The sequence below is a fragment of the Billgrantia tianxiuensis genome (assembly GCF_009834345.1).
GTDB classification, from domain to species: Bacteria; Pseudomonadota; Gammaproteobacteria; order Pseudomonadales; family Halomonadaceae; genus Halomonas; species Halomonas tianxiuensis.
Genome location: NZ_CP035042.1, coordinates 2,550,610 through 2,567,896, shown reverse-complemented (window position 1 = coordinate 2,567,896; position 17,287 = coordinate 2,550,610). Strand labels below are relative to the sequence as shown.

General features: G+C 63.0%; 15 protein-coding genes and 4 pseudogenes. 13 read left to right on the top strand and 6 right to left on the bottom strand.

The annotated features are described in order from the left end of the window. Positions 1 to 245 precede the first annotated feature (245 nt). From EKK97_RS11985 to can, 3 genes and pseudogenes are all read right to left on the bottom strand, one after another. Positions 246 to 956 (bottom strand): annotated as a pseudogene (locus tag EKK97_RS11985) (hydrolase); the annotation flags it as partial. A gap of 94 nt (positions 957 to 1,050) precedes the next feature. Next, entirely contained in the window at positions 1,051 to 2,373 is a 1,323-nt protein-coding gene (gene pepQ / locus EKK97_RS11980; RefSeq protein WP_159552129.1) for a Xaa-Pro dipeptidase, read from the bottom strand. Positions 2,374 to 2,432: 59 nt separating this feature from the next. Next, entirely contained in the window at positions 2,433 to 3,089 is a 657-nt protein-coding gene (can, locus tag EKK97_RS11975; protein WP_159552127.1) for a carbonate dehydratase, read from the bottom strand. Positions 3,090 to 3,240: 151 nt separating this feature from the next. On the opposite strand from can, the pseudogene gorA reads away from it, so the two are divergent. From gorA to EKK97_RS11915, 12 genes and pseudogenes are all read left to right on the top strand, one after another. Next, positions 3,241 to 4,628, top strand: a pseudogene (gene gorA / locus EKK97_RS11970) (glutathione-disulfide reductase). Between the two features lie 307 nt (positions 4,629 to 4,935). Then, a complete protein-coding gene (ectA, locus tag EKK97_RS11965; RefSeq protein ID WP_159552125.1) occupies positions 4,936 to 5,514 on the top strand; it encodes a diaminobutyrate acetyltransferase in 579 nt (192 codons plus the stop codon). 81 nt (positions 5,515 to 5,595) lie between these two features. Next, positions 5,596 to 6,861, top strand: coding sequence for a diaminobutyrate--2-oxoglutarate transaminase (ectB, locus tag EKK97_RS11960; RefSeq protein WP_159552124.1), 1,266 nt, complete (start codon positions 5,596 to 5,598; stop codon positions 6,859 to 6,861). Positions 6,862 to 6,944: 83 nt separating this feature from the next. Continuing rightward, positions 6,945 to 7,340 (top strand): ectoine synthase, encoded by a 396-nt coding sequence (locus tag EKK97_RS11955; protein WP_159552122.1) that lies wholly within the window; start codon positions 6,945 to 6,947, stop codon positions 7,338 to 7,340. A 407-nt stretch (positions 7,341 to 7,747) separates the two neighbouring features. Continuing rightward, positions 7,748 to 8,497, top strand: coding sequence for an ATP-dependent zinc protease family protein (locus EKK97_RS11950; RefSeq protein ID WP_479688627.1), 750 nt, complete (start codon positions 7,748 to 7,750; stop codon positions 8,495 to 8,497). A 63-nt stretch (positions 8,498 to 8,560) separates the two neighbouring features. Further along, positions 8,561 to 10,066 carry an inactive transglutaminase family protein gene (locus EKK97_RS11945; RefSeq protein ID WP_159552120.1) on the top strand — a complete coding sequence of 502 codons (1,506 nt, stop codon included), beginning with the start codon at positions 8,561 to 8,563 and terminating at the stop codon, positions 10,064 to 10,066. A 4-nt stretch (positions 10,067 to 10,070) separates the two neighbouring features. Further along, the gene (locus tag EKK97_RS11940) at positions 10,071 to 11,066 is read left to right on the top strand and encodes an alpha-L-glutamate ligase-like protein (protein ID WP_159552118.1); all 996 of its coding nucleotides are present in this window, start codon (positions 10,071 to 10,073) and stop codon (positions 11,064 to 11,066) included. 33 nt (positions 11,067 to 11,099) lie between these two features. Further along, positions 11,100 to 11,551: pseudogene (locus EKK97_RS11935) on the top strand (transcriptional repressor). Between the two features lie 20 nt (positions 11,552 to 11,571). Continuing rightward, the gene (gene hisI, locus EKK97_RS11930) at positions 11,572 to 12,024 is read left to right on the top strand and encodes a phosphoribosyl-AMP cyclohydrolase (protein WP_159552116.1); all 453 of its coding nucleotides are present in this window, start codon (positions 11,572 to 11,574) and stop codon (positions 12,022 to 12,024) included. Between the two features lie 3 nt (positions 12,025 to 12,027). After that, positions 12,028 to 12,396: a membrane protein insertion efficiency factor YidD gene (gene yidD / locus EKK97_RS11925; protein ID WP_159552114.1), complete on the top strand. Its 369-nt coding sequence runs from the start codon at positions 12,028 to 12,030 to the stop codon at positions 12,394 to 12,396. A gap of 86 nt (positions 12,397 to 12,482) precedes the next feature. After that, positions 12,483 to 13,064 (top strand): DJ-1/PfpI family protein, encoded by a 582-nt coding sequence (locus EKK97_RS11920; protein WP_159552112.1) that lies wholly within the window; start codon positions 12,483 to 12,485, stop codon positions 13,062 to 13,064. A gap of 82 nt (positions 13,065 to 13,146) precedes the next feature. Beyond that, positions 13,147 to 13,554 carry a ribbon-helix-helix domain-containing protein gene (locus tag EKK97_RS11915; protein WP_159552110.1) on the top strand — a complete coding sequence of 136 codons (408 nt, stop codon included), beginning with the start codon at positions 13,147 to 13,149 and terminating at the stop codon, positions 13,552 to 13,554. On the opposite strand, the gene EKK97_RS11910 is transcribed toward EKK97_RS11915, so the two are convergent. Together EKK97_RS11910 and EKK97_RS11905 are read right to left on the bottom strand one after the other, a co-directional pair. Next, on the bottom strand, positions 13,518 to 13,949 hold the full coding sequence (locus EKK97_RS11910; protein WP_159552108.1) for a SufE family protein: 432 nt from the start codon (positions 13,947 to 13,949) through the stop codon (positions 13,518 to 13,520). The two genes, EKK97_RS11915 and EKK97_RS11910, sit on opposite strands and share 37 nt — an antisense overlap. A gap of 28 nt (positions 13,950 to 13,977) precedes the next feature. After that, a pseudogene (locus EKK97_RS11905) lies at positions 13,978 to 15,080 on the bottom strand (tyrosine-type recombinase/integrase). 398 nt (positions 15,081 to 15,478) lie between these two features. Here EKK97_RS11905 and EKK97_RS11900 point away from each other — a divergent pair. After that, a complete protein-coding gene (locus EKK97_RS11900; RefSeq protein WP_159552106.1) occupies positions 15,479 to 16,522 on the top strand; it encodes a DNA-binding protein in 1,044 nt (347 codons plus the stop codon). A gap of 79 nt (positions 16,523 to 16,601) precedes the next feature. On the opposite strand, the gene nfuA is transcribed toward EKK97_RS11900, so the two are convergent. Continuing rightward, complete coding sequence (gene nfuA, locus EKK97_RS11895; protein WP_159552104.1) at positions 16,602 to 17,192, bottom strand: Fe-S biogenesis protein NfuA; 591 nt, start codon at positions 17,190 to 17,192, stop codon at positions 16,602 to 16,604. Positions 17,193 to 17,287: the final 95 nt, after the last annotated feature.

Below are 17,287 nucleotides of genomic sequence, written 5' to 3'. Positions count from 1 at the left end.
GCGGTGCATGGCCGAGCGCCATGACGCCCCGGTATCGGCCCAACAGGCCAGTTCATGGGCCAGGCGTCGCGCCAGCCACGGGTGCAGGCGTCGACCATGCCACTCCATAAACCCGACATGACCGCCATGGCGGCTGATCTCGAGACGCACCGCGTCGGCGGGGCGCGGCAAGCGCTCGAACAACCCGCCGGCATGAACGGATCGTCGGCGGCATGCAGGATCAGGGTGGGAAGCTCGATGTCGCCAAGCAGGCGTCCGGCGGAAGCGCGTCGATAGTAATCGGCGGCATCCTGGAAGCCATGTAGCGGTGCGGTGACTGCATCGTCATAGCCACGCAGGCTGTCGATTCGTGCCAGCGCCTGGGTATCCAGCGTCAGGGGGAGTTCGCCTCGGGCCAGCCGCGGCTCCACCTTACGCTTCAGCGCACTAAGCAAGTGACGTTCGTAAACCCGTGAAAAGCCTTGGTGCAGGGTGTCGGCGCTGGCGGCGAGGTCGAGCGGTGCGCTCACCACGATGGCACCGGCCAGATCGAGGCCGCCACCGCCCTGTTCGGCTACCAGCTTGAGCAACATGTTGCCACCCAGCGAGACGCCCGCAGCGATCTTCAGCGCCATGGGGTAGCGGCGCGACAGCTCGGCGATCAGCCAGTAGGCGTCGGCGGTGTCGCCGCTGTGATAGGCGCGAGGCAGCCGATTCGGCCGATTGCCACAGCCACGGAAGTGCATCAGCAGCGCCCGCCAGCCCATCTGGCTGGCCGTTGCCAGCAGCCAGCGGGCGTAGGGAGAATGAAACGAGCCCTCGAGGCCATGGAACAGCACGAAGATCGGTGCCGTACCGGCGAGGGGGCTCGGACGGATCCAGTTGAGCTCGACGAAGTCGCCGTCGGGAAGCTCCAGGATTTCGACATCGCGAGCGAGCCGTGGCCGAGGCAACAGACGTGGCAGCAAGGTCTGCACGTGCGGATTGGTCAACCCGCGCGGGGAGCAAAGTCGGCTGGCGGCCGCCGTTCACTCATGTCGCTTACTCGAAAGTCGTTTACTCGAAGGTCGTTTACTCGAAGTCTGCTGTCAGATTCCTGGCGGAATCTGACGTTACCGCTACGTTATCCTCGCTGCGAATGCCGCCATGAGGTGCCAGGCGCTCGACCAGCGTCCAGTTCACTTCACGGCCGACAGGGCTTGCCTTTAGCGGCTCGAGCAGCATGGGGATGACGTACAGTCCCGGTTCTATGGTGACCGTCATTCCCGTTTCCAGTTCCCGTGTCAATCGCAGCGCCGGATACTGGGCAGGCGGCGGCAAGACAGTGCCATCCCTTGCCTGGCGGCCGGCAACGTCGTGAACCTGGAGGCCGAGCAGATGGCCGAGCCCATGGGGGCAGAAGGCCCGGGTGATACCGCTTTCGACGGCCATTTCCGCGGATCCGGTGACGAGTTCACTCGCTACCAGCAGTTCGCCGAGCAGGTGGTGCATCCGCTCGTGCAAGGCAACGAACTCGATGCCTGGTGCCACTGCTGCAACGAGGCGCTGCTTGATGTCGTGCATGCCTGCGATCAGGTCGGCGAAGAGCGGGTCGGTGTCGGTTCCCGGCCAGGTGCGGGTGATGTCGGCACAGTAACCGCGAAAGCGATGCCCCGCATCCACCAGCAGGCTGGGGCGGGAGCGCGGTGGTTCACTATCGTAATGCTGGTAGTGCAGCACTGCGGCATGAGGACCGATCCCGACGATGTTGCCATAAGGCAGCTCACTTTCGCGCTGGCGTGAGGCCTGCAGATAGGCGAGCTGGATATCGAGTTCGCTGCCGCCTGCGAGAAAGGCCTCATGCGCAGCGCGATGGCCGAGCATGGCCATACGATTGGCCTCGTTGAGGCAGGCGATCTCGTACGCGCTCTTGCGCAAGCGGCCCTCGTCGAGGGCGGCCAGCAGGTCCGCTGGGTTGCACTCTACTCCAGGGGCGTGGACTCCAAGGGCCTGGGCGGTTGCGCGATCGACGTCGCCGATCACGGCGAAGCGGCCCGCGCCGAGTCGCGGTGGTGTGGCGTCGCGCACCACCGCGACCTCGAGATGCTCGGTCCATGCCTGGTCGGGCAACTGGGGCGGCAGGTGCCAGAAGTCGTCCGGCGCATGAAAGAAGCAGCGGGTCGGTTGGCCCGGTTGGACCAACAGCCAGCTGTGGGCGAGTCCGGATTGTCCCGTCCAGTGCTGAAAATGGCCATAGCTGCAAAAGCTGGCGTACTGATCGTCGCCGAAGTGAAGGGTTGGCCGGCCGCTGTAAATCAGTACGCCGTCGTAGCCGAGGGCGGCCAGTGTTTCGGCATAGTAGCGTTCGAGGTGCTGAAGATGTTCGCGCTGAAGCGCGGCAAGTGGGTCGGACATGTCATGTTCCCAGCGCTGAATGTCGCTTGCAGTATGAGGTGGCGTGGCGGCGACCCGGCTCAGCAGGCATCGGGCGTCGCTTCGATGCGATCGATACGATAAAGCGTAGCCACCTGATCCAGCCCCTTCACGGTGCAGTCGAGATCGGTGATCCGGCCATCACCGAGTCCATAGATCCAGCCATGGACGGACAAGGGTTGGCCGCGTTGCCAGGCGAGCTGGACGATCTTGGTGCGACACAGGTTGTTGACCTGGGCCCGCACGTTCAATTCGCACATGCGGTCGATCTGCTGCTCGAGGGTAAGCCCGGCGAGGGCAGGGCGGTGAAGACTGTAGAGTTCGCGCACCGAATGCAGCCAGTAATCCACCATGCCGCATTCGCCACCGGCCACGGCCGCACGCACCCCGCCGCAGCCGTAATGTCCCACCACCATGATGTGCCTGACCTTGAGTACATCGACGGCATACTGCACCACCGAGAGGGCGTTCATATCGTTGTGATGCAGCAGGTTGGCGACGTTACGGTGAACGAAGACCTCCCCCGGCGGCAGCGACACGATCTGGTTGGCCGGCACGCGGCTATCCGAACAACCGATCCAGAGATAATCGGGATTCTGCTGGCGCGACAGACGTGTGAAATAGTCTGCGTCCTCCTCGCACATCCGCTCTGCCCATGCGCGGTTATTGTCGAGCAGGGTCGCTATTTCCTTGTCCATGATGAGGTCCGTTGGCCAGGGGGAGGGTTGGATGGAGCGCCTCTTTTACCGCCGCATGCCCTGGCGGTCAACCGGCTGCGGCGGAGAGGGCCGGCTCTACACACCGGCATGGCACTGGTAAAATCGCCCGATTGGACCGGTCCTGTCATCCATGGCCCGGCAAGACGAGGAGAATCGAGTGTCTGATTTCGACTATGACCTGTTCGTCATTGGCGCCGGCTCCGGTGGGGTCCGTGCCGCCCGCACCGCCGCGGCGACAGGCGCCCGGGTGGCCGTCGCCGAGGATCGCTATCTAGGGGTACTTGTGTCAATGTAGGCTGCGTTCCCAAGAAGCTCTACTCCTATGCCGCGCATTTCCACGATGCCTTCCTGGATGCTCGTGGCTTCGGTTGGGAATTGCCCGAAGCGCCGCGCTTCGATTGGGCAACGCTACGTGACAACAAGGTTCGCGAGATCTCACGGCTCAACGAGATTTACGGGCGTCTACTGGAGAATGCCGGAGTGCGCCTGATCAATGGCCGGGCAAGCGTGGTAGATGCCCATTGCGTCGAGGTCGCCGGACAGCGCTTCTCCGCCGCCAAGATTCTGGTCGCCGTCGGTGGCTGGCCCTGGATCCCCGACTTTCCTGGCCGTGAGCTGGCCGTGACCTCCAACGAAGTGTTCGATCTGGAGCGTATGCCGCGACGCTTCCTGGTCCTCGGTGGCGGCTACATCGCCGTGGAGTTTGCCAGCATCTTCAATGGGCTGGGAAGCGAAGCCCACCTGGTCTATCGCGGCGAGTTGTTCCTGCGTGGCTTCGACCGTGAAGTTCGTGAATTTACCCGGGAGCAGATGGCCATCAAGGGGGTCAATCTGCACTTCGAGACTAACATCGAGCGCATCGACAAGGTCGAGGACGGCTTGAGAGTGACGCTGACCAACGGCGAGACGCTTGCAGTGGATACCGTGCTGGCGGCGACCGGTCGTAAACCCAATCTCGAGGGGCTCGGACTCGATGCTCTGAACGTCGAACTCAATGCCGACGGTACCGTCAAGGTGAACGATCGCTTCGAGACGTCAGTGCCATCTATCCTGGCACTGGGCGATGTCACCGGCGGGCCGGAGTTGACGCCCGTGGCCCTGGCGGAAGCGATGCACTTGGTGCAGCAGCATTTCAGCGATGCAAGACCGGCGCCGATGGATTACCGCAACATTGCCACCGCGGTCTTTTGCCACCCCAACATCGGAACGGTGGGGCTATCGGAAGAGCAGGCGCGCAAGCAATACGAAGCCATTCGTGTCTACCGCACCGATTTCCGTCCCATGAAACACACGCTTTCCGGCAGCCAGGAGCGCTGCCTGATGAAGCTGATCGTCGACGATGCCAGCGATGTGGTGGTTGGCGCCCATATGGTGGGAGAGGAGGCCGGTGAGCTGATCCAGGGCATCGCCATCGCCGTGAGGGCCGGCCTGACCAAGGCGGACTTCGATGCCACGGTTGGCATCCATCCAACGGCTGCCGAAGAGTTCGTCACCATGCGTACGCTGTCGCGTCACTGAACGGCGCGTCGAGCCGCCTACTTTCATCGGGCCACCATCAGGTGGCCCGATGTCGTTTCAGGCCCTGCCTGCCGTGCCATCCTGGACTAGACTCATTCGGGTGAATGGTCATTCGAATACCGCTTCCTTCAGGGAAGAACAAGCTTCAAGGACGAACAAGGCGGGGAGGTGGTGGTGAATTGCGTGGCTTTCCGTCAGCGATGATAATTTTTTGTTATGCAATTGTGGCGTAGCCATAACTCCAATTTTGATTTGCCGGCAAGCCCTGTTATCATTATCCGCAACATCGCTACAGCGAAGCCTTACCATGAACGTGACACCGCAGCCTTTTACGCCCTCCGCCGACCTGGCTCGCCCCAGTGTGGCCGACGCCGTGGTTGGTAGTGATGCCTCGCCACTGTTCATTCGCAAGCCCAACCCAGACGACGGCTGGGGAATCTATGAACTGGTCAAGTCCTGCCCCCCGCTCGACGTCAATTCCGCCTACGCCTACCTGCTGCTGGCTACGCAGTTCCGCAATACCTGTGCCGTTGCCACCGACGAAGAGGGCGAAATCGTCGGTTTCGTATCCGGCTACGTGAAGAGCAATGCCCCGGATACCTACTTCCTGTGGCAGGTCGCGGTGGGTGAGAAAGCCCGCGGCACCGGCCTGGCCCGGCGCCTGGTCGAGGCCGTCATGAGCCGCCCTGAGCTGGCCGAGGTTCATCACCTGGAAACCACCATCACACCTGATAACCAGGCGTCCTGGGGGCTCTTCCGCCGCCTCGCCGATCGCTGGCAGGCTCCCCTCAACAGCCGTGAATACTTCTCCACGGATCAACTCGGCGGTGAACACGATCCCGAGAATCTCGTGCGTATCGGCCCCTTCGACACGCGCCGCATCTAAATCCCATCCGAATCGCGGGATGGCCGAACCCAACGGCCGTCCATGCTTCCCTTCGTCCGATTATCCCGACAGGAGGTCGACATGCAGACCCAGACACTCGAACGTCTCGAATCCAACGTCCGGACCTACTCCCGTTCTTTCCCGGTGGTGTTCACCAAGGCCAAGAACGCTCGCCTGACCGATGAAGAAGGGCGGGAGTACATCGATTTCCTGGCCGGTGCCGGCACCCTCAACTACGGCCACAACAATCCGCATCTCAAGCAGGCTTTGCTTGACTACCTGGACAGCGACGGCATCGTCCACGGCCTCGACTTCTGGACCGCCGCCAAGCGGGATTATCTGGAAACGCTGGAGGAGGTGATCCTCAAGCCACGTGGCCTGGAGTACAAGGTGCACCTGCCGGGACCGACCGGCACCAACGCCGTAGAGGCCGCGATTCGCCTGGCCCGAGTGGCCCAGGGGCGACACAACATCGTCACCTTCACCAATGGCTTTCATGGCGTGACCATGGGCGCGCTTGCCACCACCGGCAACCGCAAGTTCCGTGAAGCCACCGGTGGCATTCCGCTACAGGGCAGCGCCTTCATGCCGTATGACGGTTATCTGGGCAAGAACGCCGACAGCCTGGACTACTTCGAGAAGCTGTTGGGCGACAACTCCAGCGGCCTGGACCTGCCGGCAGCAGTCATTGTCGAGACCGTGCAGGGCGAGGGCGGTATCAACGTGGCCGGGCTCGAATGGCTCAAGCGCCTGGAGCGGATCTGCCGCGACAACGATATCCTGCTGATCGTCGACGACATCCAGGCCGGCTGTGGCCGCACCGGCAAGTTCTTCAGCTTCGAGCACGCCGGTATCAAGCCCGACATCGTCACCAACTCCAAGTCGCTGTCCGGCTTTGGCTTGCCGTTCGCTCACGTGCTGATGCGCCCCGATCTGGACAAGTGGAAGCCCGGCCAATACAACGGCACCTTCCGCGGCTTCAACCTGGCCTTTGCCACGGCCGCTGCCGCCATGCGACAGTACTGGCGGGACGATACCTTCGAGCGTGATGTCCAGCGCAAGGGCAGGGTAGTCGAGGATCGCTTCCAGAAGATCGCGGCCTGGATCAGCGAACAGGGCGTGCCGGCTTCCGAGCGTGGCCGCGGCCTGATGCGCGGCATCGACGTGGGCAGCGGCGAACTGGCCGACAAGATTACCGCCAAGGCTTTCGAGAAAGGTCTGGTGATCGAGACCAGCGGTCAGGCTGGCGAAGTGGTGAAGTGCCTGTGCCCCTTGACCATTCCCGACGAGGACCTGCTCAAGGGGCTGGATATCCTCGAGGAGAGCGTCAAGGAGGTCGTCGCCTAGGTTCGCGAACCTACGCAGACGAACTAGCGGCCGGCTGTGCCTGCAGCCGGCCGGTCTATGGATTGAACGGAGATACGAGAAAGATGATCGTTCGCAATCTCGAGGAAGCGCGCAAGACGGACCGGCTGGTGAAGTCGGAAAGCGGAACCTGGGACAGTACGCGCCTGGTGCTCGCCAATGACGGCGGCGGCTTCTCGTTCCACATCACGCGGATCTACGAAGGCACCGAGACGCATATCCACTACAAGCATCACTACGAGTCGGTGTACTGCATCGAAGGTGAAGGTGAAGTGGAAACTCTGGCCGACGGCAAGATATGGCCGATCAAGCCCGGCGATATCTACATACTCGACCAGCACGACGAGCATCTGCTGCGGGCTCACAAGACCATGCACCTGGCTTGCGTGTTCACGCCGCCGATCACCGGCAAGGAAGTGCACCGCGAGGATGGTTCCTACGCGCCGCCCGACGAGATTTGACGGGCCTCGGTGGTTCGCGGTGATATGGAGAACCCTGGCACTGGCCGGGGTTCTTCGTATGGACGTGGTGCATGTGCCTGCACGGGCGTGTCAGCCCGGCGCATGTCAGGAGAACCTCGCTGGGATCAAAGTTCGCATAATGTATATTATGTTAAATTGGATGTCTGTCGCGACGTTGGACAACGCCACCTCGAAATCCTTATCATCCTCCGTCATGTTTCGAGCAACGAAACCCGAGCCCATCAAGCAAGCCCACTGCCGCTGCGCCTAGCCCGTAGCCCGACCGGAGGCTGTCGACCCACATGCGACCGAGAACGCTATCCGCACCCATACCCTGGTTGCTGAGTTCATTGTTGATCAGCGGATGCGCCCTCACGCCCGGTTCTCATTCCGAGCCCGAACCCACATTGAGTCCCGATGCCTTCGAGACTCGCATCGGCCAGCTCGAGGAGCGGATCGTCCAGAGCTGCGATCGCTCCGACGCCCTCGCTGCCAACGGCCGTCACCAGGCCGAGCTGCTCGCCGAGTTGCGCGACGCTGGTGTCACGCTGCGTCATCTGCGTGGCGATATCGAGCGGCTGGAGCAGCGTCGTGGCGACGAGCCGGTGCTGGTACCCGCAGAGTGCAACACTGAGCTCAGCGAAACGCTTGCGGCCAAGGAAATGGTCGGTCGCGCTGAATGGATCGGGCTGCCTGATGTCGGCACTTATCTTCGCGCGCGGGTGGATTCGGGGGCCAACACTTCTGCCCTGTCGGCCACGGACATCACGCGCTTCGAGCGCGATGGCGAGGACTGGGTACGCTTCAAGCTGGGCCTTACCGACGATGATGTCTTCGTCGAGCATATCCGGGATGAATGGATCGAGCGCCCGGTCGAGCGCCGGGTCCGCATCCTGCAGGCCGCAGGCAGCGAATCGCGTCCGGTGGTCAGTCTATTGATGACCCTTGGGCCCATTCGTGAAACAGTAGAATTCACCCTGAGCGACCGTACTCATCTCAACTATCCGGTGCTGCTGGGACGTCGCTTCTTGATGGACATCGCCTTGATCGACGTGGCGGAAAACTACATTCATCCACGCCCAGAGTTCCCAGGGGGACGTCCGGCCTCCGAGGCGCCGCAGGACGAAGTCAACGACAGGGATGAAGAAGAAGGCTGATACCGAGCCTGATCGCCCTATCTGCAAGGACCTCTCTAAAGGACCTATCTGCAAGGAAGAGAAATGTCACGACTGCCCTTCTATCTCATCGTGGGCCTGCTGATGGCGCTCGGCATCGGCACAAGCCTGCATCGCCATATCCAAATGGAAGTGCCGTGGACCCCCGGTGAGCAGCGCCAGGTATGGGAGGTCGAGGCCATCGTCGACTTCACGGCCGTGGGCGATCCTGTGCGCGTTGAGCTGGCATTGCCCTCGCATCAGCGCGGCTACCGGATCCTGACCGAGAATACCGCCTCACCGGGCTATGGGCTGTCGTTCCTGCAGGACGAAACCGGTCGTCGCGCGCAGTGGTCGATTCGACGGGCAACAGGCAGCCAGCAGCTTTATTACTCCGTGCGCATGCAGGTGACCGATGACCGGCGACAGCGTCAGATCGCTCGTCCGGCACTGCGTGAAGTCAGTTGGGAGCGTCCTTACGACACAGCGGCGGCCCAGGTGATCGAACGTGCCTGGGCGCGCAGTGCCGATCCCTATACCTTCACTCGGGAATTGATCCGCGATTTCGACGCAGAGCGTCAAGGCGAGAACGCCCGCTTGCTGCTGACCCAGTTCGATCGCACCCCCCTGCTGGTGCGCCTGCTCAACCAGGCCGGGGTGCATGCGCGCGAAGTGAGCGGGCTCGTGCTCGAGGATGGGCGTCGGCGCCAGACCTTGACGTCATGGATCATGGTCTTTGCGGACGAGGAGAACTGGGCGCTGTTCAACCCGCGCACTGCCGACCAGGGCCAGCCGGAAAACCTGCTGCTGTGGGAAACCGGGGGCCGCGCAGTGCTCGAGGTACAGGGCGGCACCAACTCGCGGGTCACCTTCTCCATGCTTTCGCGCAGCCAGCCCGCCGCGGCCGCGGTACGCAGCCAGCTGGTCGACGACACCCTGCTCAACTTCTCGATCCACAGCTTGCCGCTGGAGGAGCAGGCGCTGTTCCAGACCATCCTGCTGATTCCTATCGGGGCGCTGGTGGTAGTGTTCCTGCGTATTCTCGTCGGGATCAAGACCTCGGGCACCTTCATGCCCGTGTTGATCGCACTGGCCTTCATCCAGACGACCCTGCCCACTGGATTGATCGGCTTCCTGCTGATCGTTTCGGTGGGGCTGGTAATACGTAACTACCTGTCGTATCTCAACCTGTTGTTGGTCGCGCGAGTGTCGGCGGTGATCATCACGGTCATCGCCATCATCTCGATCTTCTCCGTGCTCTCCTATCGGGTGGGGCTCAATGCGGGCCTGACGATCACCTTCTTCCCGATGATCATTCTGGCCTGGACCATCGAGCGTATGTCGATCCTCTGGGAAGAAGAAGGTCCCAAGGAGGTCTTGATTCAGGGCGGCGGAAGCCTCATTACTGCCGTACTGGCTTATCTCGCCATGAACAACCCGTGGATACGCCATATCACCTTCAACTTTTTGGGCGTACAGCTCATCATCATGGCTTTGATCCTGCTGCTGGGTAACTACACGGGATACCGCCTGCTCGAGCTGAGGCGCTTCAAACCGGTCACCGAGGATTGACATCATGTGGGCACGGCCGAGCCAGCTTCTGAGTCGCGGTATCATCGGCATGAACCGGCGCAACATTCGTTACATCGGGCGTTATAACAATCGACGCCTCTACCCGCTGGTGGACGACAAGCTCAAGACCAAGCTGCTGGCTGAGCAGTACGGTATCACCACCCCTGCCCTGATCGGCACCGTGACCACCCAATTCGAGGTCAAGCGGGTGGGCAACATGATCGCCGGGCACAACGGCTTTGCCATCAAGCCGGCCAAGGGCAGCGGTGGCAAAGGCATCCTGGTCATCGAGCGGGTCGACAATGACGGCTTCGTCAAACCCAGCGGTGCCAAGCTGAGCCTGGAGGATCTGCATCGCCATATCTCCAACATCCTGTCGGGGCTATACTCCCTGGGTGGCGCGCCCGACGTGGCGATGATCGAGGCGCTGATCAACTTCGACGAGAAGCTCTCCGAGTACACCTATGAAGGTGTACCCGACATTCGCGTGATCGTCTTCCGCGGTTACCCGGTCATGGCCATGATGCGTCTGTCGACGGCAGCCTCCGATGGCAAGGCCAACCTGCACCAGGGGGCGGTGGGCGTCGGGCTCGATATTGCCACGGGAACAGCGGTGCGTGGCGTTCAGTTCGATCGTTCCCGGCGCGACCATCCGGATACCGGCCACGAGCTCGCCAGCCTGCGCATTCCCGACTGGACGAATCTGCTCGAGCTGGCGGCGAGCTGTTACGAAATGACCGGGCTTGGCTACCTGGGCACCGACATGGTGATCGACCGTGACCGGGGCCCTATGCTGCTTGAACTCAACGCCCGTCCGGGGCTTGCCATTCAAATGGCTAACGGCGAGGGGCTGCGCTCGCGCCTCGATCTGGTGGAGAAACAGTCCGATCGCCTGAACGTCAAGGAGAGGGTCGCCTTTGCTCAGCGCCATTTCTCCCGTCGTGGTGAACTCAAGGACCTGCCTGAACCCGAGCTGGCCCCGGCCTGTGTCAGCACGTAGAATGGACTCTGTTCCCGAGATACCGGTTCTCCCATGACCGACGCCACTGCCCTGCTTGCGCAGGCCGAGAGACAATGTCAGCAGCGCGGGTTCGCTTCACCCCGATCCGACGCCGTGTGCTCGAGATGATTGCCGGGGCCAGCGGGGGCCTGAAAGCCTATGAACTGCTCGATCGGCTCGCCGTCGAGCATGCGGCAGCCCGCCCGCCGACGATTTATCGAGCGCTCGATTTCCTCATCGAGCAAGGGCTGGTGCATCGCATCGAGTCGCTCAATGCCTATGTCGCCTGTCCCTGCCCCGAGCATGCACATGGCTTCCAGCTCTTGATCTGCCGCCACTGCGGGCGTGTCGAGGAGCTGCATCTGGATGACGTCAACGCTCAACTCAGCGCCCAGGCACGCACCTTGGGCTTTCGCGTCGAGCGTCAGACCATCGAGCTGCTGGGCAGTTGTGACGCCTGCCTGAATGCGGCGGTGCGTGCCTGAAACTACGCGACGGATATGCCATGACCGATACCTTCAAGCAACTCGAGCGTGCCGAGCTCGACTCCCGTGTGCCGCTAGCCGAGGTGCTCGAGGCCGCGCGTTTCAACGGCGATGGCCTGATTCCCGCCATCGCCCAGCAGCATGACAGCGGCGAAGTGCTGATGATGGCCTGGATGAACCGTGAGGCGCTGGAAGAGACCCTCGCCACCGGGCGTGTCTGCTACTGGTCGCGCTCTCGCGGCAAGCTGTGGCGCAAGGGAGAATCCTCGGGCCAGCAGCAGCATCTGCGCGGAGCCAGCCTCGATTGTGACGGCGACACGCTGCTGTTGCAGGTCGAACAGACCGGCCCCGCATGCCATACCGGGCGGCGCAGCTGTTTCTACGTAGCCCTTGAAAACGGCGAGGCGCGCATCACCAGCGAGCCGTTGATCGACCCGGAAATCCTCTACCGCAATCCGGCGGAGGGGCGCTGAGCCATGCCCTGCCTGGCGGCCTGGCTCGCCCGCCTTGGCCGATTGCTACGCGGCGCGCTTGGGCTCGCGATGATCGGCCTGGTCAGGCTCTACCAACTGGTGATAAGCCCCCTGCTGGGCCCACGCTGCCGCTTCTGGCCCAGCTGCTCGCACTACACGGTGGAAGCCATTCAGGTCCATGGCCCGCTGCGCGGCGGCTGGCTCGCCGCCAAGCGCATCGCTCGCTGCCATCCGGGTAGTGGCGGGGGCATCGATCCCGTACCCGGCGGACCCAGCGAGCGGCTCTGCCGCGAAGATCCCGAACTCGACGAGCATTTCCGCTGTCGCCATCACCATGGCGCAGGCCAGGGCGCCGAGACCAGGCGCCTGTAGTAGCCCGCTACCACCCTCCTCCGACTCATCGGTGACAGACTGATCCGTGGCATACCCACCACAACGAGTCGATGAGGAGACACGCCATGCCTGCCAAGCGACTGCTCTTGCTGTGCGGCGACTTTGCCGAAGACTACGAGACCATGGTGCCGTTCCAGGCCCTCCAGGCCGTGGGGCATCGCGTCGACGCCGTGTGTCCCGACAAGCGGGCCGGTGACAGCATTGCCACCGCCATTCATGATTTCGAAGGGGACCAGACCTATAGCGAGAAGCCGGGTCATCGCTTCACCCTCAACGCGGAGTTTGCCGCAGTGGATCCGGCCGATTATGACGGTCTGGTCATCGCCGGCGGACGCGCACCGGAATACCTGCGCCTGAACGATAAGGTCATTGGCCTGGTGCGTCATTTCTTCGAGGCCGACAAGCCGGTGGCGGCGATCTGTCATGGTGCCCAGCTGCTGGCGGCTGCCCGGGTGCTGGAGGGGCGTACCTGCTCGGCCTACCCTGCCTGCCGTCCCGAGGTGGAGCTGGCCGGCGGACGCTATGCCGACATCGCGGTGGACGATGCGGTCACCGACGGCAAGCTGGTCACCGCCCCGGCCTGGCCCGCCCATCCTGCATGGCTGGCCCAGTTCCTGGCCGTGCTGGGTACCCGAATCGAACATTAGGCTCCCCGCGACACCGCCTTGCCCTGGCTCGTGCCTGACACCATGATGAAGAGGTCGACCGGGCCAGCAAGGGAGGAAAGGTATGTGCAGGCTTTTCATCGGTGCCGAACCGCAGCTCTGGGAGCCCCAGACGCGCTCCATGCGCCTCGACGGAGTCTCCACCAGCGTGCGCCTGGAGCGCTTCTTCTGGGCGATACTGGAAGAGATCGGCCGGCGCGACGGGCTTACCTTGAGCCAACTGGTGGCGAAGCTTTCGCGGGAGTGCGCGGAGGCTGGGCACGATCCTGCCAACTTCGCCTCTTTCCTGCGCGTTTGCTGCGGTCGCTACCAGGCGCTGCAGCTGTCGGGTGAAATCCCTGTGGCGCGGGATGTCTCGATTGCCAGCCTGGATAGCGAGCGTATTCTCGAGCGTGAGCGTCGACGCCATGTCGTCGCGCTCACACCGGGCCGGCGTCAGGCCGAGGCGACCTCTTTCTCGGCAACCTCGTAGATCTTGCCGAGCATGGCATGCAGCCCGTTGCTGCGCGTCGGCGAAAGGTGCTTGTCCAGCCCCAGGTCCTCAAGGAAATGCGGGCTGGTATCGCGAATCTCGGTGGCAGGCCGATCGTTGTAGATGCGCATCAGTACCGCGATCAGGCCGGAGACGATGGCTGCATCCGATATCGCATCGAAGTGCAGTACGTCACCTTCGCGACAGTGGTGTATCCAGACGTTCGACTGGCAGCCTTGGATCTTGCGCTCCGGGGTCTTCCACTCTTCCGGAAACGCCGGCAGCTGCTTGCCCATGTCGATGATGTACTGGTAGCGATCCATCCAGTTATCGAACATCTCGAACTCTTCCAGCAGCGCCTGCTGGGCCTGTTCGGCCGTGGCTTCGGTAGTCATGTCGTCTCCCGTATTGGCTTGTCCACCATTATACCGGTTCGGCCGCCCTGCCGGGCAATCCATGGGCCGACTGTTGGCGATGCCACTCCTCATCTTCGGTATGGAGGTATTGTGCGGTGGTGTCCAGTCGGCATGGCGGGCGGTGCTGGCCAGGTAGCGCAGCTCCACGCCGGCTTGGGCCTGATGCGTGAGCGCGGTATGGCGTAGCCAGTGAGGCGTGGCGCTGCGCAGCCGCGCCACCTGTGCCGTCGCCGTATCGCCGGCCTCGGTTTCCAGGACCGAGGCGGCCTGGCGAAAGGTGTCGCGTATCAGGCGGTAAAGCTGGTTGTCGCCCAGGCCACGCTGGCCGTCCAGGCCGCGCAGCACGGGGCCTACCTCCCCGGGCGCAGGCTCGGCGGATAAGTCGAGTTCACGCCGCCACTCGCGCAGCAGGACCAGCATGTCGTCGGGCACCGGTATCCGGGCAGCCTTGTCGCCCTTCCCCACTACGCGCCACCACCAGCGCCCTTCGCGCTGAAAGAAGTCGCCCATCTCGGCGCCGGCCATCTCGCCGATACGCGGTGCCAGCAGGTAAGCGAAGCCGAATATCACGCGCCGACGCTGCCATAGATAACGCTCGCGAGCGTTGGCGCCATCTTCCAGGGGGCGGGTGAGCCACTGCCACAGCCACTCCCACAGCGGGCGCTCCAGGTAGCGATCGACACCCGCGCGCCGATTGTCGAGGCGGCGGCGCTTGTCGCGCATCAAGCGGAACGGGTTGTGTGCAACCCACCCTGCCTCGACCAGCCAGGCAAACATGCCTTGCAGGATCACCAGGCTCTGCCTGCGGCTGGCCGGTGACAGCGGTCCGCGAAACGGCCGCCAATCCGGTGCGTGTCGAGGTCGTGGCGGCCCCACCCAGAGGTGGCGCGGCGCGGGCGAAGCCAGGAAGGCTTCAAAGGTATCCAGGTCCTGGCGGCGCAATTGCCCCAGGTCCCGGCCCTGATGCTCCAGCCACAGCAACAGTCGCTCGGCTTCCCGGCGATAGGCCCGCAGAGTTTGTGGGCTGGCACGGAACTCGGCAAGCCACAGGGCCACGGCCTCGGCATCGCTGCTGGCCGCGATACGAGCAGCGCTATTCGCGTTGGCCATCACCGCAGCCGACGGAATGGGATCGCCTCCTGCTACATGGCGAGCCGGGTTCCGTTCCTCGCTCTGGTGCATAGTGGCGTCGCTGCCGCCCTCTTCGTGCAGATCTTGCTCGTGTAACTCTCGTTCGTGCATCGCTCGTGTCGTCTGCCCTGCGCCGCGCTTGTCGTCTCTGTGTGGAAGTGTCCCGTGTAGTGGCTAAAAATTCAAGATAAGACAGGTAATCTTGAATTTCTATCGTTTTTCATTATGTAAATTACGTAATTACGTTTAATGTAATTATCTTTCCGCCTTGGACGAAAGTCGCTATGCTTAGGTATCCGAGCGGGCGCATGGAACGGTAACAACAAGCGACGCCTGCCGCGTGACGCAAGGATCAGCCACCACACAAGGAGACCGTCATGGCACGCAGCGGTGTGCAGTACGTGGACGTCCAGCAGGCCATCGAGACCCTGCTGGCCAAGGGGGAAGCGCCCAGCGTTCAGAAAATTCGCGACGTGCTGGGAACCGGCAGCTTCACCACCATCAGCGATCACCTGAGGGAGTGGCGGTTTCAGCGCGAAGCCAGCCGCGACCTGCCCGCTTCCCAGGCAATGCCGGAACCGGTACTGAGATTGGCGGAAAGCTTGTGGCACAAGGCTCAGGAGGCCGCTGGAGAGGCGCTGTCGGGCTACCGCGAAGAGGCCGATCGCCGTGTGGCGGATGTGCAGGCTGCCATGCAGGAGGCGCAGCGCCAGGTGGAAAATGCCGAGCAGCGCGAAGCCGCTCTGTCGGCGCACCTGGCGGGCACGGAGCAACGGCTCGAGCAGCGCAGTGCCGCGCTGGCGAAGGTCGAGAGCGAGCGCGACCAGTGGCAGGAGCGCTCACGCCAACTGGAACAGCGCCTGAGTCGAACCCTGCAGCAGCTCGACAAGTTGCAGCGAGAGAATGAGCAGCAGATGCAGGCGCACCAGCAGGCGTTGGCCGACCGTGACGCCCAGCAACTGGCGCGCCTGAACCAGGAAGAGCAGCGCCACGAGGCTGCCGAGGCGCGCCTGATGAGCCTGCTCGACGAGGCGCGTCAGGAGCGAATGTCGGCAGAGAAGCGACACGACGCCACGGTGGCGCAACTCGAGAAGCGCCAGGAGAACATGCAGCGGCAGCTGCACGAGACCCAGGCGGCGCTGGCCAAGGAGGAAAAGCAGCATCGCGAGACCCAGTGGGCCAGGAGCCGTGCCGAAGAGCGCATCGATACCCTGCGCCACGAGCAGTCGCTGCTGCAGGCCCGCATCGAGGACCAGAAACGCCACATCGACGAGCAGGCGGCACGCCTGCGCACACTGGAAGCGGAGCTGATGCGGCGTACCTGGCAGCCTGACGAGGAAGGAAAGCCCTCACGCCGTGCGGAACGGGGAGCCGAAACGCAGGAAGGCTCCAAAGTGGAGCCTTCCGAGAGCGTCCGCTGAATGCCCGGCGCCCTTGCGGGCGGGTGCACCCTGTACGAACCACGGCGATGCCGCGAAATGCGGCTCGCCGTTTCGAATGTCAGCGATAGTAGGCGTTGGTGGTATCCGTGTGGTCGGTCACGTCGCGGATGCCGGCCAGCTCAGGGATACGCTCCATCAGGGTCTTCTCCACACCCTCCTTGAGGGTCAGGTCGACCGCGGCGCAGCCCTGGCAGCCGCCGCCGAAGGCAAGCACCGCCACCTGATCCTCGGTCAGCTCGACCAGCTTGATCTCGCCGCCGTGGGCAGCCAGGCCGGGATTGATTTCGCTGTAGAGGATGTAGTTGACGCGATCCTCGAGCGGACTGTCGGCGTTGACCTTGGGCATCTTGGCATTGGGCGCCTTGATGGTGAGCTGGCCGCCCATGCGATCGGCATTGAAGTCGACTACCGCCTCCTCGAGGAAGGGAATGCTGTTCTTGTCGACCAGTACGACGATCTTCTCGAGCTCCAGTCGCTGGTCGGTGGGCTCCTCCTCGCCAGGCCGACAGTAGGCCAGGCAGGTCTCGGCATAGGGCGTACCCGGCTGAGTGATGAAGATGCGCACGGCGATCCCTTCGACGTTCTGCTTCTCGAGCAGCTCGGCGAGGTAGTCCTGGGCGCTGTCGGTAATCTGGATGATCTCGCTCATGGTGTTCTCGCTGGTCGGGCACGGTCGCGCGGACCGGCCATAGGTGACATGCCATTATGGTAAGCAAAAGCCTGCTTCGAGACAATCCCGACTGT

Bases quoted from the DNA above. Each gene is read 5' to 3' on its own strand.
- EKK97_RS11920 (WP_159552112.1), top strand. From the start codon at position 12,483: ATGCCTGCCAAGCGACTGCTCTTGCTGTGCGGCGACTTTGCCGAAGAC.
- yidD (WP_159552114.1), top strand. From the start codon at position 12,028: ATGCCCTGCCTGGCGGCCTGGCTCGCCCGCCTTGGCCGATTGCTACGC.
- ectA (WP_159552125.1), top strand. From the start codon at position 4,936: ATGAACGTGACACCGCAGCCTTTTACGCCCTCCGCCGACCTGGCTCGC.
- EKK97_RS11940 (WP_159552118.1), top strand. From the start codon at position 10,071: ATGTGGGCACGGCCGAGCCAGCTTCTGAGTCGCGGTATCATCGGCATG.
- can (WP_159552127.1), bottom strand. From the start codon at position 3,089: ATGGACAAGGAAATAGCGACCCTGCTCGACAATAACCGCGCATGGGCA.
- EKK97_RS11955 (WP_159552122.1), top strand. From the start codon at position 6,945: ATGATCGTTCGCAATCTCGAGGAAGCGCGCAAGACGGACCGGCTGGTG.
- hisI (WP_159552116.1), top strand. From the start codon at position 11,572: ATGACCGATACCTTCAAGCAACTCGAGCGTGCCGAGCTCGACTCCCGT.
- ectB (WP_159552124.1), top strand. From the start codon at position 5,596: ATGCAGACCCAGACACTCGAACGTCTCGAATCCAACGTCCGGACCTAC.
- EKK97_RS11900 (WP_159552106.1), top strand. From the start codon at position 15,479: ATGGCACGCAGCGGTGTGCAGTACGTGGACGTCCAGCAGGCCATCGAG.
- EKK97_RS11945 (WP_159552120.1), top strand. From the start codon at position 8,561: ATGTCACGACTGCCCTTCTATCTCATCGTGGGCCTGCTGATGGCGCTC.
- EKK97_RS11915 (WP_159552110.1), top strand. From the start codon at position 13,147: ATGTGCAGGCTTTTCATCGGTGCCGAACCGCAGCTCTGGGAGCCCCAG.
- pepQ (WP_159552129.1), bottom strand. From the start codon at position 2,373: ATGTCCGACCCACTTGCCGCGCTTCAGCGCGAACATCTTCAGCACCTC.
- nfuA (WP_159552104.1), bottom strand. From the start codon at position 17,192: ATGAGCGAGATCATCCAGATTACCGACAGCGCCCAGGACTACCTCGCC.
- EKK97_RS11910 (WP_159552108.1), bottom strand. From the start codon at position 13,949: ATGACTACCGAAGCCACGGCCGAACAGGCCCAGCAGGCGCTGCTGGAA.